General features: G+C 71.0%; 15 protein-coding genes. 8 read left to right on the top strand and 7 right to left on the bottom strand.

The window, feature by feature from the left end:
* The first annotated feature begins 10 nt into the window (after positions 1–10).
* Positions 11–1,090 carry a Zn-dependent alcohol dehydrogenase gene (locus ACIOHP_RS19625; protein WP_401888965.1) on the top strand — a complete coding sequence of 360 codons (1,080 nt, stop codon included), beginning with the start codon at positions 11–13 and terminating at the stop codon, positions 1,088–1,090.
* A 166-nt stretch (positions 1,091–1,256) separates the two neighbouring features.
* On the top strand, positions 1,257–2,579 hold the full coding sequence (locus tag ACIOHP_RS19620; protein ID WP_401888962.1) for an MFS transporter: 1,323 nt from the start codon (positions 1,257–1,259) through the stop codon (positions 2,577–2,579).
* On the opposite strand, the gene ACIOHP_RS19615 is transcribed toward ACIOHP_RS19620, so the two are convergent.
* From ACIOHP_RS19615 to ACIOHP_RS19605, 3 genes are all read right to left on the bottom strand, one after another.
* Entirely contained in the window at positions 2,571–3,485 is a 915-nt protein-coding gene (locus ACIOHP_RS19615; protein ID WP_401889187.1) for a DMT family transporter, read from the bottom strand. The two genes, ACIOHP_RS19620 and ACIOHP_RS19615, sit on opposite strands and share 9 nt — an antisense overlap.
* 164 nt (positions 3,486–3,649) lie before the next feature.
* Positions 3,650–4,372 (bottom strand): ArsR/SmtB family transcription factor, encoded by a 723-nt coding sequence (locus ACIOHP_RS19610; protein WP_401888959.1) that lies wholly within the window; start codon positions 4,370–4,372, stop codon positions 3,650–3,652.
* A gap of 34 nt (positions 4,373–4,406) precedes the next feature.
* Positions 4,407–5,048 (bottom strand): TetR/AcrR family transcriptional regulator, encoded by a 642-nt coding sequence (locus tag ACIOHP_RS19605; RefSeq protein ID WP_401888956.1) that lies wholly within the window; start codon positions 5,046–5,048, stop codon positions 4,407–4,409.
* Between the two features lie 78 nt (positions 5,049–5,126).
* Between ACIOHP_RS19605 and ACIOHP_RS19600 the strand changes: the two genes are divergently transcribed.
* From ACIOHP_RS19600 to ACIOHP_RS19590, 3 genes are all read left to right on the top strand, one after another.
* Positions 5,127–6,278: an acyl-CoA dehydrogenase family protein gene (locus tag ACIOHP_RS19600; protein WP_401889184.1), complete on the top strand. Its 1,152-nt coding sequence runs from the start codon at positions 5,127–5,129 to the stop codon at positions 6,276–6,278.
* 60 nt (positions 6,279–6,338) lie between these two features.
* Positions 6,339–6,584: a YiaA/YiaB family inner membrane protein gene (locus ACIOHP_RS19595; RefSeq protein WP_361548973.1), complete on the top strand. Its 246-nt coding sequence runs from the start codon at positions 6,339–6,341 to the stop codon at positions 6,582–6,584.
* A gap of 70 nt (positions 6,585–6,654) precedes the next feature.
* The gene (locus ACIOHP_RS19590) at positions 6,655–7,281 is read left to right on the top strand and encodes a TetR/AcrR family transcriptional regulator (RefSeq protein WP_327716131.1); all 627 of its coding nucleotides are present in this window, start codon (positions 6,655–6,657) and stop codon (positions 7,279–7,281) included.
* Between the two features lie 4 nt (positions 7,282–7,285).
* Here ACIOHP_RS19590 and ACIOHP_RS19585 read toward each other — a convergent pair whose 3' ends face one another.
* Positions 7,286–7,747, bottom strand: coding sequence for a MaoC family dehydratase (locus tag ACIOHP_RS19585; RefSeq protein WP_307032840.1), 462 nt, complete (start codon positions 7,745–7,747; stop codon positions 7,286–7,288).
* Positions 7,748–7,838: 91 nt separating this feature from the next.
* On the opposite strand from ACIOHP_RS19585, the gene soxR reads away from it, so the two are divergent.
* Both soxR and ACIOHP_RS19575 read left to right on the top strand, forming a co-directional pair.
* Positions 7,839–8,330, top strand: a complete 492-nt coding sequence (soxR, locus tag ACIOHP_RS19580) for a redox-sensitive transcriptional activator SoxR (RefSeq protein ID WP_401888952.1) — start codon at positions 7,839–7,841, stop codon at positions 8,328–8,330.
* Between the two features lie 125 nt (positions 8,331–8,455).
* Positions 8,456–9,190, top strand: a complete 735-nt coding sequence (locus tag ACIOHP_RS19575; protein WP_401888949.1) for a hypothetical protein — start codon at positions 8,456–8,458, stop codon at positions 9,188–9,190.
* Here ACIOHP_RS19575 and ACIOHP_RS19570 read toward each other — a convergent pair.
* Both ACIOHP_RS19570 and ACIOHP_RS19565 read right to left on the bottom strand, forming a co-directional pair.
* Positions 9,136–9,864 carry a 3-keto-5-aminohexanoate cleavage protein gene (locus tag ACIOHP_RS19570; protein ID WP_401888945.1) on the bottom strand — a complete coding sequence of 243 codons (729 nt, stop codon included), beginning with the start codon at positions 9,862–9,864 and terminating at the stop codon, positions 9,136–9,138. The two genes, ACIOHP_RS19575 and ACIOHP_RS19570, sit on opposite strands and share 55 nt — an antisense overlap.
* A 131-nt stretch (positions 9,865–9,995) precedes the next feature.
* On the bottom strand, positions 9,996–10,598 hold the full coding sequence (locus tag ACIOHP_RS19565; protein WP_361548982.1) for a hypothetical protein: 603 nt from the start codon (positions 10,596–10,598) through the stop codon (positions 9,996–9,998).
* A 223-nt stretch (positions 10,599–10,821) separates the two neighbouring features.
* On the opposite strand from ACIOHP_RS19565, the gene ACIOHP_RS19560 reads away from it, so the two are divergent.
* The gene (locus ACIOHP_RS19560) at positions 10,822–13,605 is read left to right on the top strand and encodes a penicillin acylase family protein (protein WP_401888942.1); all 2,784 of its coding nucleotides are present in this window, start codon (positions 10,822–10,824) and stop codon (positions 13,603–13,605) included.
* Positions 13,606–13,623: 18 nt separating this feature from the next.
* On the opposite strand, the gene ACIOHP_RS19555 is transcribed toward ACIOHP_RS19560, so the two are convergent.
* The gene (locus ACIOHP_RS19555) at positions 13,624–14,940 is read right to left on the bottom strand and encodes a serine-threonine protein kinase (RefSeq protein WP_401888939.1); all 1,317 of its coding nucleotides are present in this window, start codon (positions 14,938–14,940) and stop codon (positions 13,624–13,626) included.
* Positions 14,941–15,003: the final 63 nt, after the last annotated feature.

Genomic DNA, 15,003 nt, shown 5'->3' with positions numbered 1-15,003 from the left:
GAGCCTTCACGTGGTTCGCGCAGCAGTCCTTCCCGCCGTGGGCGCTCCCCTGGAGGTCACCGACATCGAGCTCCCGGACCCCGGCCCCGGCCGGGTCCGCGTCCGGCTCGCCGCCGCCGGCGTCTGCCACTCCGACCTGTCCCTGTCCAACGGCACGATGCGGGTACCGGTCCCGGCCGTGCTCGGCCACGAGGGCGCGGGCACGGTGGTTGCCGTCGGCGAGGGCGTCACGGGCGTGGCGCCCGGCACCGACGTCGTCCTCAACTGGGCCCCGTCCTGCGGCAGTTGCCATGCCTGCTCGCTCGGCGAGGTCTGGCTGTGCGCCAACGCCCTCAACGGCACGGCGGACGTCTACGCCCGCACCGCCGACGGCACCGACCTCCACCCCGGTCTGAACGTCGCCGCGTTCGCCGAGGAGACGGTCGTCCCGGCCTCCTGCGTCCTGCCGCTCCCCGAGGGCATCCCCCTCACGGACGCGGCCCTCCTGGGCTGCGCGGTCCTCACCGGCTACGGCGCCGTCCACCACTCGGCACGGGTCCGCGAGGGCGAGACGGTCGCGGTGTACGGCGTCGGGGGAGTGGGCCTCGCCGCTCTCCAGGCGGCCCGGATCGCGGGCGCCGCGAAGATCGTCGCCGTCGATGTCTCCCCGGCGAAGGAGGAGCTGGCCCGCGAGGCCGGTGCCACCGACTACGTCGTCGCCTCCGAGGACACGGCCCGCGAGATCCGCGGCCTGACCGGCAAGCAGGGCGTCGACGTCGCCGTCGAGTGCGTCGGCCGCGCGACCACGATCCGCACCGCCTGGGACTCCACCCGGCGCGGCGGCCGTACGACGGTCGTCGGCATCGGCGGCAAGGACCAGCAGGTCACCTTCAACGCCCTGGAGCTCTTCCACTGGGGCCGCACCCTCTCCGGCTGCGTCTACGGCAACGCGAACCCGGCGGAGGATCTCCCGGTGCTCGCCGAGCACGTCCGCGCGGGCCGTCTGGACCTGGGCGCGCTGGTGACGGAGCGGATCGCCCTGGACGGCATCCCGGCGGCCTTCGAGAACATGCTCGCGGGCAAGGGCGGCAGGGCGCTGGTCGTCTTCTAGAGCGCCACATACCGGCCCCGACCTCAGGAGAGGCCGGGGCCGGCGGCATGCCCACCGGCCCCCTGAGTGCCCCGGGCAACCTTCCGGCGCAACCATTGCCTCCATACCGTCCGGTTAGTATGTTCGCCGCCAACGTCCCCACCGCACCCATCGGAGTGTGCACCGCATGGACATGGCCCCCTCCGCTCAGCCCATCACCCCGACCGCCCTCCCCACGGTCAACCGCCGCCGCGTCGCCACGGCGGCCGCGCTCGCCTCAGCCGTCGAGTGGTACGACTACTTCGTCTTCGGCATCGCCGCCGCCCTCGTCCTCGGCGACCTGTACTTCCCGGCGGGCAGCTCCACCGCCGGAGTCCTCGCCTCCTTCGCGACCTTCGCGGTCGGCTTCCTCGCCCGCCCGATCGGCGGCATCGTCGCCGGCCACCTCGGCGACAAGCGCGGCCGCAAGCCGATGCTGGTCCTCGCGCTCACCCTCATGGGCCTGGCGACCACGGGTATCGGCCTGCTGCCGACGTACGAGACGATCGGCGTCGCCGCGCCCGTCCTCCTCGTGACCCTCCGCGTCCTCCAAGGCGTCGCCGTCGGCGCGCAGTGGGGCGGCGCCATGCTGCTGGCCACCGAGTACGCCCCCGAGGGCAAGCGCGGCATCTACGGCAGCGTCGTCCAACTCGGCGTCCCCATCGGCGTGGTGACCGCCAACACGGTCTTCCTGCTGGCGGGCGCCTTCACCACGGACACCCAGTTCGCCGCCTGGGCCTGGCGAGTGCCCTTCCTCATCGGTCTGTTCGTGCTCGGCCTCGCCTGGTACATCCACGCCAAGGTCGAGGAGACCCCGGAATTCCGCGACGCGGAGAAGGCGTTGGCCGAGCAGGAGAAGTCGCAGCAGGGCTCCCCGCTGCGCACGATCATGCGCGACCACCTCGGCACGGTCCTCCTGGCCGGCGGCTCCTTCGCCGTGAACACCGCGACCTTCTACATCCTCATCACCGGCGTCCTCGACTACACGACCCGCGAACTGGACATGAAGAAGAGCGCGGTCCTCACCGTCTCCCTCTGCGTCAGCCTCACCCAGCTCGTCCTGATCCCGGCGGCCGCCGCGCTCTCCGACCGCTACGGCCGTATCCGGATCTACACGCTCGGCGCCGTGGGCATCGCCCTGTGGGCGATACCGCTCTTCCTCCTGATCGACACCGGCTCGCTGCTGTGGCTGGCGGTCGGCACGTTCGTCGCCAGCTGTTTCCTCAGCATCATGTACGGTCCCCAGGCCGCCCTGTTCGCCGAGCTGTTCACGCCGGAGATGCGGTACACCGGCGCCTCCCTCGGCTACCAGATAGCGGCGGTCTGCGGCGGCGGCCTGGCGCCCTTCCTGATGGTGCTGCTGCTGGAGACGACGGGCACGTCGATGTCGGTGTCCGCCTACATCATCGCGCTCTCGGTGATCGCCCTGGTCTCCATCAAGGTCCTCGCGGACCGGGCGCGTTCACGCTGATTCGGTGGCCTTCGCGGACCGTGGCCCGGCGGCCGCGGTCCGCGAACGCGAGACCGCGACACCCGCGAGACACAGCACCCCGCCCGCCAGCGTGAGCAGCCCCGGCACCTCGCCGAGCGCCAGCCAGGACATCAGCACGACGAGCGCGGGCACGGCGTAGGTGGTCGCGCCCATGCGTCCGGCCGTGGTGCGGGCCAGCGCGTAGGCCCAGGTCGTGAAGGCGAGCGCGGTCGGGAAGACGCCCAGATAGACCATGTTGAGGGTCGCCGGCACGGGCGCGTCAGCCGCCTCGTGGACCAGCTGCCCCGCGAACGGCAGACAGACCACGGCCCCGACGAGACAGCCGTACGTGGTCACCTGCAGTGCGCTCGCCGCACCGAGAGCGGGCTTCTGCGCCACGACCCCGCCGGCATACGCGACCGCGGCGAGCAGGCACAGCGCGACGCCGAGCACGGACGACTTTCCCTCACCCGACATGGACAGCCCCACCGCGACCGCTCCCGCGAACGACACCGCCATCCCCGCGAGCAGCCTCGGCGGCAGCGCGTCGCCGAGTATCCGTGCGCCGAGCAGGGCGATGAGGATGGGGCCGATGTTCACGACGAGAGCGGCGGTTCCGGCGTCCACCTGCTGCTCGCCCCAGTTCAGGGCGACCATGTAGACGCCGAACCAGAGGATGCCGGAGATCAGGATGCCGGGCCACGCGGCCCGGGCGGGCAACCCCTCTCGCCGTACGAGACAGATGGCGCCCAGCGTCAGGACTCCCGCCAGCAGTCGACCCAGCGCCAGCGCGCCCGGCGAGTACTCGGCTCCGGCGCTCCGGATGGAGACGAAGGCGGAGGCCCAGAGGAAGACGGTGACGGTCGCTGCGCCGGCGGCGAGGAGGTCGGGACGGCGGGGGTTCATCATGCTCCTGAGGTTAGGAAGGACGGAGAAGGGGAGCTCGCGGATTTCGGACAGGGTGCTGTCAGCGACCCAAGAGGCGCGGGGCTGTATCGATGTGCGGCTCCGCCGCGTGGGCGCGACCGGCCACGACGCACCCGCAGGTGCCCACCGATCGTCCGCGAACATCACTGCAACGCCGTCGCCTCGATTCCCAACAGCTCCGTCAGCGCCCGCTCACCCGACGGAGTCACCTTCACCGCCCGCTCGGAGCCGATCCGGACACACCAACCCACGTCCAACGCGTGCCGGCAGAGCGCCGCGCCCGCGACCCCCGCGAGGTGCGGCCGCCGTTCCGTCCAGTCGAGGCATGCTCGGGCCAGTGGGCGCCTGCCCTTGCGGTCGAGGGCGATGCCGACCTCGCCGAACCACTTCAACCCGGCCTCCGTCAATGCGAACCCGGTGTCCTGGCGCAGCAGTGCACGGGACGTCATCGCGTCCGTCACCGCGATGCCGAGCCGCCCCGCGAGGTGGTCGTAGCACGTACGCCCCCGCGCCATCGCCGACCCGGCGCTCGACTCCCGCAGATTCCGCGGCCGCACGGCGGAACCCGGCGCCACATGGGAGGCGAGTTCCTCGACCAGCTGAGCCACCCGCGCGTCCGCGAGCCGCACATAGCGGTGCCGCCCTTGCCGTTCCTCGGTCAGCAGCCCGCCGGCCACCAGCTTGCCCAGGTGCTCGCTCAGGGTCGACGCGGCAACCCCCGCGTGCCGCGCCAGCTCACTCGCGGTCCAGGCCCGGCCGTCGAGCAGCGCCAGCAGACAGGAGGCCCGTGTCTCGTCGGCGACGAGTGAGGCGAGCCGGGCCAGTTCCGCCGCCTGAGGATCTCTGGAGGTCATGCCTTCCAGCATGGGCCCCGGACACTTCGGCGCCCACCGAAGCGTGTTACTGGGCCCGCCTGACCTGCTCGTACTGCTGGACCAGCCCGTCGAGCAGTGCCGTGAGCCCGGTCTCGAAGGCCCGCTCGTCGATCTTCTCCTGCTGCTCGGCCAGGAGATGGGCCTGCCCGAGATGCGGATAGTCGGCGGGGTCGTAGGCGCTCTGGTCGTCGACGAAACCGCCGGCGAACGAACCCAGCGCGGAGCCCATGATGAAGTACCGCATCAGCGCACCGATGGAAGTGGCCTGCGCGGGCGGCCAGCCGGCGTCGACCATCGCGCCGTACACCGCGTCCGCGAGCCGCAGGCCGGCGGGCCGGCGCCCGGGACCCTGGGCCAGCACCGGGACGATGTTCGGATGGTCCCGCAGGGCCGTTCGATAGGACACGGCCCAGTCGTGCAGGGCGGTCCGCCACTCCCGTCCGTCCTCGAACATCGACAGGTCGACCTGCGAGCTGACCGAGTCGGCGACCGCTTCGAGGATCTCGTCCTTGGTGCGGAAGTGGTTGTAGAGGGAGGGCCCGCTGACTCCCAGCTCCGCGGCGAGCCGGCGTGTGGAGACGGCCGCGAGGCCCTCCGCGTCCACGAGCGCGCGTGCCGTCTCGACGATCCGGTCGGTGCTGAGGAGGGGCTTGCGCGGTCGGGCCATGGCGCACATAGTAGGGCTGCGACAAGAAACTAGCAGTGCTAATTTAAATGTACGGCTTTCAAGTGAGGTGATCTCGTGGTGAACCTGGGGCTCAGCGAGGAGCAGGAGGCCGTACGGCAGCTCGCCCGGGACTTCGTGGACCGCGAGATCGCCCCGCACGTCATCGCCTGGGACCGCGCCGAGGAGGTCGACCGCTCGATCGTGAAGAAGCTGGGCGAGGTCGGCTTCCTGGGTCTGACGATCGACGAGGAGTACGGCGGCTCGGGCGGTGACCACCTCGCGTACTGCCTGGTGACGGAGGAGCTGGGACGCGGCGACTCGTCGGTCCGCGGCATCGTGTCCGTCTCCCTCGGCCTGGTCGCCAAGACGATCGCGGCCTGGGGGAGCGAGGGCCAGAAGCGCCGGTGGCTGCCCGGCCTCACCTCGGGTGAGCAGGTCGGCTGCTTCGGCCTCACCGAACCGGGCACCGGCTCCGACGCGGGCAACCTCGCCACCCGTGCCGTGCGCGACGGCGACGACTACGTCATCAACGGCACGAAGATGTTCATCACCAACGGCACCTGGGCGGACGTCGTCCTCCTCTTCGCCCGCTCCACGGACGCCCCCGGCCACAAGGGCGTCTCCGCCTTCCTGGTCCCCACCGACACCCCCGGACTGACCCGCCGCACCATCCACGGCAAGCTCGGCCTGCGCGGCCAGGCGACGGCCGAACTGGTCCTGGAGGACGTCCGGGTCCCCGCGACCGCGATGCTCGCCATCGAGGGCAAGGGCTTCTCGGTCGCCATGTCGGCGCTCGCCAAGGGCCGGATGTCGGTCGCCGCGGGCTGCGTGGGCCTGGCGCAGGCGGCCCTGGATGCGGCGGTGAAGTACGCCGGCGAACGCGAACAGTTCGGCAAGTCGATCGCCCACCACCAGCTGGTCCAGGAACTGATCAGCGACATAGCCGTGGACGTCGACGCGGCACGCTTGCTGACCTGGCGGGTCGCCGACCTGATCGACCGGGGCGAGCCCTTCACCACCGAGTCCTCCAAGGCCAAACTGTTCGCCTCGGAGGCCGCGGTCCGGGCCGCCAACAACGCCCTCCAGGTCTTCGGCGGCTACGGCTACATCGACGAGTACCCGGCGGGCAAACTGCTCCGCGACGCCCGCGTGATGACCCTGTACGAGGGCACCAGCCAGATCCAGAAACTGGTCATCGGTCGCGCGCTGACCGGAGTCTCGGCCTTCTGAGTACGGGACCTGAGTACCTCGACGGATGTGGCCCGGCCTCCGCCCGCCCACACTCGACCCATGAGTGACACATCGGGCAAGCCCCAGAACACCGCCGCCTTCTACGGCCAGGCGGTCGCCTCCTTCGCCGTCGCCATGGCCGCCACGGCGATCGGCATCTTCAAGCTGGACGCCGACGCCTGGGTGCGGGCCTTCCTCGCGATCGCCGTCCTGTACCTGGTCACCTCCGCCTTCACCCTGGCCAAGGTCATCCGGGACCGGCAGGACGCCCAGGCCCGCGCATACAGCCCGTTCGAGAAGCTCTGAGCGGCCGGGCTAAGCGCTCGCTCAGCTTCGGCGGTATGGTGGTGCCTCTGTCAGTGGAGAGGGGCAAGCGATGGGTACGGCGGAGGACACGGCCGGCGGCGAGACGCAGGCGTGGGGCGAGGTCACGCCCGACGCGGCACGGAGACTGCTGGTCGCCGCGGTGGAGGCCTTCGCCGAGCGCGGGTATCACGCCACGACGACCCGGGACATCGCGGGCCGCGCGGGCATGAGCCCGGCAGCCCTCTACATCCACTACAAGACCAAGGAAGAGCTGCTCCACCGCATCAGCAGGATCGGCCACGCGAAGGCCCTGGAGATCCTGCGGACCGCGGCCCGCCGCGAGGGCACCGCGACCGAACGCCTCGCGGACGCGGTCGGCTCCTTCGTCCGCTGGCATGCGGGCGGCCGCACCACGGCCCGGGTCGTCCAGTACGAACTGGACTCCCTCGGCCCGGACGCCCGCGCCGAGATCCTCGCCCTGCGCCGCCAGTGCGACGCCGAGGTGCGCGGCATCATCGAGGACGGCGTGACCTCCGGCGAGTTCGACGTCCTGGACGTCAAGGGCACGACCCTCGCCGTCCTCTCCCTCTGCATCGACGTGGCCCGCTGGTTCACCGTCGACGGCCCCATGACGCCCGACGAGGTCGGCGCGCTCTACGCCGACCTCGTGCTGCGGATGGTGGGAGTGACCAAGTAGCCGCTCAGAGGTAGTAGCGCGAAACCGACTCGGCGACACACACCGGCTTGTCGCCGCCCTCGCGCTCGACACTGAAGGCGACGGTGACCTGGACGCCGCCGGCCACGTCGTCGACCCCGGTGATCACCGCGGTGGCCCGCAGTCGCGAGCCGACCGGCACGGGCGCGGGGAAACGCACCTTGTTGGTGCCGTAGTTGACGCCCATCTTCACGTTCTCGACCTTGATCAGCTGCGGCCCGAACAGCGGCAGCAGCGACAGGGTCAGATACCCGTGCGCGATGGTGGTCCCGAACGGTCCGGCGGCCGCCTTCTCGGGGTCGACATGGATCCACTGGTGATCGCCGGTGGCCTCGGCGAAAAGGTCGATCCGCTTCTGGTCGACGTCCAGCCAGTCGGTGTACCCCAGCTGCTCACCCACCGCGGCCTTCAGCTCGTCGGCCCCTGCGAACACCCTCGGCTCTGCCATGTCGCGCCTCCTCGTCCCGAACTCTAAGCGACTGCTTAGCATGGTCGGCCGCGGGGCCTGTGTCAACGGAGGCATGGGTAGGCTTCGAGGGGTGCCCCAGATTCCCGAGAAGATCCACGAACTCACGGTCGGCCAGCTCGCCGCCCGCAGCGGCGCCGCCGTCTCCGCCCTGCACTTCTACGAGTCCAAGGGCTTGATCACCAGCCGCCGCACCACCGGCAACCAACGCCGGTACCACCGCGACGCCCTCCGCCGGGTCGCCTTCGTCCGGGCCGCCCAACGCGTGGGCATCCCCCTCGCCACGATCCGCGAGGCCCTGGCCGAACTCCCCGAGGAACGCACGCCCACCCGAGAGGACTGGGCCCGCCTCTCCGAGGCCTGGCGCTCCGAGCTGGACGAACGCATCAAGCAGCTCAACCGCCTCCGGGACCACCTCACCGACTGCATCGGCTGCGGTTGCCTCTCCCTGGACACCTGCGTCCTGTCCAACCCGGACGACGCGTTCGGCCAACGCCAGGCAGGCTCCCGCCTGATGGTGGAACGCAAGCTGGACCACCAGGAGAACACGACCCGCTGCGGCTGACCCACACGGGACGCAACCCGGCCTTCGGACGCGGGAATGCGGTGGAGCGACCGGATCGGCCGCTGGTAACGTCGCGATCTTCGGCCGGCGGGACCGCCGCGCACGGAGTCCTGACGGGACGAACCATGTCCTCACCGACCCTCGACACCGCCCTCGCGCGCATATCCACGGTCTTCCGCGGCGCGTCGAGCCCCGACGAGACCGGCTGCGGCTACTGTCACGCCCCCGAGGAGACCGCGTATCTGCGTACGCCGGACATCCCCGTGCCCCTGGATGTCGTGCAGTACTACCTCTTCGAGGTCTCCGACCACTTCGACGACCACGCCGCCGTCATGCGCCGCCTCCTGCCGCAGGCGGCCCGCGCGATGGCCGACGGCACCCTGGGCGCGATCAACTACGGCGCCCACGGGCTGACCCGTGTGGACTGGCGCTCCTGGCCACCGGAGCAGGCCGCCGCGATCGACTCGTTCCTGCACGCCTGGTGGCAGGACGCCCTCGCCGCACCCGACCCGCCCTACGGCATCGATGACATCTTCGACACCTGCGCCACGATCGCCACAACGGTGACCCCGTTCCTCGACGACTGGCCCCGCACCCCGGTCGCCGACACCCACCTCGCCCACTGCGCCGACGTCTGGCTCTACGACCTGCTGTCCGACGCCTCCCCGTTCACCTGGTGGTACGACGACAGTGAGGAGACCGGCATCGCGGACCTGCGCACCTGGCTCTCCGGCCCCGGCGCCGCCCGCCTCCGCACCCAGGGCGAGCACGACCTGGCGACCCGGTCCGAACTCCTCGCCCTGCCCTACGACGACCGCTGGGCCCACCCGTACTGGACCAGCCCCGCAGCCACCAACTGAGCGTTGGAGGACGCGGGTTCCCCGTCCGGCAGGACCAGCGTGTCCTCCAGCCCGATCCGGGTCGCGAGCCGCAGCCGCCCGGCCAGCCGCAGCACCGGCCACGCACCGCCGTCCTCACCGTGCAGCAGCACCGGGCGGCCGTGCGCGGCCCCCACCTCGGCCAACAGCGCACGCGCCGTGTCCTGGGCGGTCTCCGGAGACCCGTCGGTCACCTCGGCCAGCACCCGCAGCACCCGGGGCCCGAGCGGCGACACGGCGAACCGCGAGGCCGCGTCCGTCCCGGACCAGATACCCGCCTCCACACCCACCCCCCGCTCGATGAGCGCGGCCGCCAGCTCCTCCGCCCCCGACTCATGCCAGTTGACGGAGGCGTGATCGGGAAGCACGGTCCAGTCCCGCACCCGCTCCAGCCGCCGCGCGGGATCGGGTTCCGTCCAGGCGCCCGTGGTCACCCCGACCGGCACCGGCACCCGCGCCCGTATGGCGTCGAGGGTCGCCGCGAGCACCCGGGGCGACAAGGTGTCGTCACCGCACGGGGACTTGGGATGGACATGGATGTCCGTGGCACCGGCCGCGACGGCCGCGGCCGCCGACTCGGCCAGGGCCTGCGGTGACAGCGGCACGACCGCGCCGTCGGCGGCACCTCGGGACCCGTTGAGACACACCTGGACCATGCCTCGATGGTGCCACTCGGAGGGCACCGGACAGCGACAGGGGCCCACTGGCCGCATCAGGGCCGTACCGCGGCGAACCGCTCGAAGAGGGGGTGCGGCATCCCCGGCGCACCCCCGGTCGCTCCGCTCGCTCAGGCGGACATCAGCAGCCGTCCGCGCCGGGACGCCGCCAGGGCCTCGGGCGTCAGCACCGGACGCGGCACCACGATCCCGCAGTCCGTGCACACCGGGCCCGAGGAGGGTTCGTGGGCCAGGTCGTACATCCAGGTCAGCCGCTCTCCGCTGCACACCGGGCACACCGAGCCCGGTTCACGCTCCAACGCGGAGATCAGCCTGCGCAGCACCTCGGCCAGCGGTTCACGGGGGTGGAGCCGCGGGTCGTCGCACCACGCGACGCCGAAACCGCCCCAGGTCAGCCGGTGCCAGTCGTCGACACTGCCCGGCCTGCGCAGCCCGTCGTGCTTCTCCTTCTTGCGCCGCTCGGCGAACTCGACCTCGTAGGCCAGCCAGACCGAACGCGCCTCCTCCAACTCGTCCAACGCGGCCACGAGCCGCGCCGGGTCGGGGGACCGGTCCTCAGGACCGAAACCGGCCCGGGAGCACAGATGGTCCCAGGTCGCCCTGTGCCCGTAGGGGGCAAAACGCTCCAGGCACTTACGCAATGAATAGCGTCGCAGCGCCAGATCGCATCGCGGATCTCGCACCTGTCTCGCCAGACTCCGGAAACCGGCCATCGCCCTGCACCTCCGTCACACCTGCACCTGTACTTCGGTCACTTCGGCGTCGTCGCTTCGGACGTCGCCGAATAGACGTATCGACACGCGATTCGGCTCCATCCGATTTCCGATGCCTCCCATCAGCCTCCGGACCGGCTACCAAAACTTGACGCATGTTCATCTTCAAACCCGGGGATACCGCCGGTAACGCCTGACTCAACTCCCTTCGGTAGGAGCCGCCATGCCTCGGCGTACCTCGCGCACCGCACTCGACAGACTGAGAACTCCCGGCAGGGTCACCGGGTTCCTGAAGACCGCTTCCGTATGCGCCCTGATCGCAGGTCTTTTGTCCCCGCTTGGTCAAGCGGCCGCGGCCGCCGAAGCGACGGCCGCCAACGACTACTGCGGCAGTCAGTGCTCCGACATCCTGCCGCCCGGTCAGAACGGCAACGCCACGCTTGCCCAGATCCTCCTGAACCAGGCCTTCGGCACCCAGCCCGAGCACGCCGAGGACCAGCTCGGCCCCTACGCCAACCTGGCCAAGGGGTATCCGTCGCTGACCAACGCCACGATCAACACCTTCTTCAACGACGCCTCCTTCGGCGTCCCGTCCGACCAAGTCGCCTCCACTCTCAATCCCGGTGGCCGCAGCGACGTGACGATCGTCCGCGACAAGAAGACGGGCGTGCCGCACATCACCGGTACCACCAGATACGGCACTGAATACGGAGCGGGCTATGCGGCGGCTCAGGACCGGCTGTGGCTCATGGATGTCTTCCGTCACGTCGGCCGCGGCCAGCTGACCACCTTCGCCGGTGGCGATCCCTCCAACCAGGGCCTCGAGCAGCAGTTCTGGCGCAACGCCCCCTACACCGAGGCCGATCTGCAGGCCCAGATCGACAACGCGGTCGCCAACGCCGGGGCCCGCGGCCAGCAGGCCCTCGCCGACGTCAACGCCTACGTCGCCGGCATCAACGCCTACATCGACGCCTCCGACAGCGGCCGCTACTTCCCGGGCGAGTACGTCCTGACCGGCCACAAGGACTCCGTCACCAACGCCGGCACCATCGAGCACTTCAAGGTCACCGACCTGGTCGCGCTGGCCTCGGTGATCGGCGCGCTGTTCGGCTCCGGAGGCGGCGGCGAGGTCAACAACGCGCTGTCCCTGCTCGCCGCGCAGGAGCAGTACGGCGTGACGGAGGGCACGAAGGTCTGGGAGTCCTTCCGCGAGCGCAACGACCCCGAGGCCGTTGTCACCGTCCACGACAAGAGCTTCCCGTACGCCACCAAGCCCGCCGACCCGCAGGGCGGGGCGCTGCCGGACGCCGGCTCGGTGACCACCGAGCCGCTGGTCCACGACCCCACGGGCACCGGCGCGGGGCAGAGCGCCACCGCGGCCGCCACCGCGGCGACCGCGACCGCTCTCAGCTCGGCCAAGCGCGGTATGTCCAACGCCCTTGTCGTCAGCGGCAAGCACACCGCCAGCGGCCACCCGGTCGCCGTGTTCGGCCCGCAGACCGGCTACTTCGCACCCCAGCTGCTCATGCTCCAGGAGATCCAGGGCCCGGGCCTCAGCGCCCGCGGTGCCTCCTTCGCGGGCCTGAGCATGTACGTCGAACTCGGCCGCGGCCAGGACTACGCGTGGAGCGCCACGACCTCCGGCCAGGACATCATCGACACCTACGCCGTCGAGCTGTGCCAGGACGACTACCACTACCTGTACCACGGCACCTGTACGGCGATGGAGAAGATCGAGCAGAAGAACTCCTGGGCCCCGACCACCGCCGACGACACCGCCGCGGGCTCCTACACGATGCGGGTCTGGCGCACGAAATACGGGCCCGTCGAGTACCGGGCGACGGTCGGCGGCAAGAAGGTCGCCTACACCACCCTGCGCTCGTCGTTCATGCGCGAGGCCGACTCGATCATCGGCTTCCAGATGCTGAACGACCCGGACTACGTGAAGAGCCCGGAGACCTTCCAGAGCGCGGTGCAGCACATCAACTACACCTTCAACTGGTTCTACGCCGACTCCACGCACACCGCGTACTACAACAGCGGCGACAACCCGGTGCGCGCCACCGGCGTCGACGCCGACTTCCCGGTGTGGGCGCGCTCGGCGTACGAGTGGCAGGGCTGGAACCCGACGACGAACGCGGCGGCCTACACGCCCGCCTCGGCCCACCCCAACTCCATCGACCAGGACTACTACATCTCCTGGAACAACAAACAGGCCGCCGACTACTCGACGGCGCCCTGGGGCGACGGGTCCGTGCACCGCGGCAACCTGCTCGAGGACCGGGTGAAGAAACTGGTCACCGCGGGCGGCGTGACCCGGGCCGCGCTGGTGAAGGCGATGGCCGACGCGGCCCTGGCCGACCTGCGCGCCGAGGACGTGCTGCCGGACCTGCTGAAGGTGATCAACAGCAGTACGGTCACCGACTCCACGGCCGCGGCCGCGGTGAGCAAGCTCCAGACCTGGCTCACGGCGGGCGGCAAGCGCACGGAGACGTCGGCGGGTTCGAAGGCGTACGCCGACGCCGACGCGATCCGCATCCTCGACGCGTGGTGGCCGCTGCTGGTGAAGGCCGAGTTCGAACCCGGACTCGGCACCGGCCTGTACACGGCCATGACCGCCAACCTGCCCGTCGACGAGGCCCCGTCCGCCGCGCACGGCCCGACCGGCGCGCACGCGGGCAGTTCCTTCCAGTACGGCTGGTGGTCCTACGTCGACAAGGACATCCGCGCGGTGCTCGGTGAGCCGGTGAAGGGCCCACTGGAGCGGAAGTACTGCGGCGGCGGCAGCCTGAGCGCCTGCCGGGACATCCTGATCAGCACCCTGAAGACGGCAGCCGGCAAGACCACGGCCCAGGTCTACCCCGGCGACGACCTGTGCGCGGCGGGCAACCAGTGGTGCGCCGACTCGATCGTCCAGCGCACCCTGGGCGGCATCAAGCACTACAACATCAGCTGGCAGAACCGGCCGACCTACCAGCAGGTCGTGGAGTTCACCTCACACAGGTGACCTGACAGCGGCGGCGGGTCAGTGGACACGGCCCGCCGCCAGCACCACCCGCGCCAGCTCCCGGTGCACGATGTCGCTGTGCGCCCCGGCGGGCGCCCCGCCACGCCTGACCACCTCGGACGCGTCGATGTTGACGCACCCCGAGGTGGGCAGCGTCGTCTGCAGCGCGTCGGCGAGCTTCCACGCACGCGTGCCCGGCACCGCCTGCACCCCGTCGAAGCCCATCGCGCCCCACTTGGCGCCCAGCATCCGCCCGACGTCCGCCCCGGCGGCCCCCCGCGCGTCCCCGGCCATCCGTGAGGCCAGCGGATACATCGTGCTCAGCGCGGCGTCGTGGCGGGAGAAGCAGCACACCAGCGGACCGTCGATCCGGTTCTGCTGACCCTGCAGCACCCCTCCCGCGCGCGTGTCGTGCGGCAGCCGGGACGCGAACGCGTAGTGGGAGAAGGCCCCTTGGAGCAGCGTCACGGACTTCACCGTGCGCACCCCCTCGGGCAGCCCGCGCAGCGCGAACGACACCAGACGCCCGCCGAAGCTGTGCCCGACCAGATGGACCCGCACCTCGGGCGCCTTCGCGGCGAGCTGCCCGATCACCCGCCCGAGACCGCGCTCGCCGACCGTTCCCGCGCGCCGCTTCATGGCGTAGTACGTCGCCTGCCGGAGCAGTTCGTGGGCGCCGTCCCAGGGGTTGGGGATGGTGAACCCCGCCGTCCCGTCCGTCGGTTCGCCATGCGCCAGCGCCCGCGCGAAGTCCTCGCAGACCGCTGTCACAGGCGCTGAGAACATGTCCGGCTCGCTCTGCGGCACCCCCTCGGCCAGGGTGTCCGCCCCGAACAGTGCCTGCGGTCCCGGCGGCACCAGCTCGACCAGCATCCGCACCAGCCGGCCGAACTCCTCCAACTCGGCCTCCTCGCGCGGCTGCTGGTCCAGCAGCCGCGTGATCTGCTCGACGATGGTCGCCCGGCCCGGGAACGTCTCCAGGAGGGCGTGCCGGGTGTCCTTGTCGAGCACCGGACGCCGGGCGCACTCGGCCGCCACGGAGCGCGGGAAGTCCGGGATCGGCTCGTCGCAGAACCGCATCGACGGCCACACCACACCCACGAACCCGAGGCGGGCGGTCGGGGCGAGCGCAGGGACCGGCTCGAAGAAGCGGCTGCAGAGCCGGGTCGCGCCGGAGCGGTCGCTGTTCCAGCCGTGCGCGAAGACGATCAGATCCCGGACCTTGCGCTCCGCCACACCGGCGATGAGCCGGTCCCGCCGCCTGCCGTCCGGATCGCCGTCCGCGTCGAAGGTCAGCTCCCAGTACGGACTCACACTCATCGCCGGATCCGCCATGACAGGCCCCCTTGTCCCCCGAAGTGGTGCGATGCGGTCGCATCGTCCTGCTGCGGGGCGAAG

Source organism: Streptomyces sp. NPDC087859, from assembly GCF_044742595.1.
GTDB lineage: Bacteria > Actinomycetota > Actinomycetes > Streptomycetales > Streptomycetaceae > Streptomyces > Streptomyces canus_F.
Note: the sequence above shows the minus strand (reverse complement) of the source record. Positions and strands in the feature narration are given on the sequence as shown.

Coding starts and splice junctions, on each gene's coding strand:
- ACIOHP_RS19575 (WP_401888949.1), top strand. CDS start 8,456: ATGTCCTCACCGACCCTCGACACCGCCCTCGCGCGCATATCCACGGTC.
- ACIOHP_RS19585 (WP_307032840.1), bottom strand. CDS start 7,747: ATGGCAGAGCCGAGGGTGTTCGCAGGGGCCGACGAGCTGAAGGCCGCG.
- ACIOHP_RS19590 (WP_327716131.1), top strand. CDS start 6,655: ATGGGTACGGCGGAGGACACGGCCGGCGGCGAGACGCAGGCGTGGGGC.
- ACIOHP_RS19555 (WP_401888939.1), bottom strand. CDS start 14,940: ATGGCGGATCCGGCGATGAGTGTGAGTCCGTACTGGGAGCTGACCTTC.
- ACIOHP_RS19615 (WP_401889187.1), bottom strand. CDS start 3,485: ATGAACCCCCGCCGTCCCGACCTCCTCGCCGCCGGCGCAGCGACCGTC.
- ACIOHP_RS19605 (WP_401888956.1), bottom strand. CDS start 5,048: ATGGCCCGACCGCGCAAGCCCCTCCTCAGCACCGACCGGATCGTCGAG.
- ACIOHP_RS19570 (WP_401888945.1), bottom strand. CDS start 9,864: ATGGTCCAGGTGTGTCTCAACGGGTCCCGAGGTGCCGCCGACGGCGCG.
- ACIOHP_RS19610 (WP_401888959.1), bottom strand. CDS start 4,372: ATGCTGGAAGGCATGACCTCCAGAGATCCTCAGGCGGCGGAACTGGCC.
- ACIOHP_RS19620 (WP_401888962.1), top strand. CDS start 1,257: ATGGACATGGCCCCCTCCGCTCAGCCCATCACCCCGACCGCCCTCCCC.
- ACIOHP_RS19565 (WP_361548982.1), bottom strand. CDS start 10,598: ATGGCCGGTTTCCGGAGTCTGGCGAGACAGGTGCGAGATCCGCGATGC.
- ACIOHP_RS19560 (WP_401888942.1), top strand. CDS start 10,822: ATGCCTCGGCGTACCTCGCGCACCGCACTCGACAGACTGAGAACTCCC.
- ACIOHP_RS19595 (WP_361548973.1), top strand. CDS start 6,339: ATGAGTGACACATCGGGCAAGCCCCAGAACACCGCCGCCTTCTACGGC.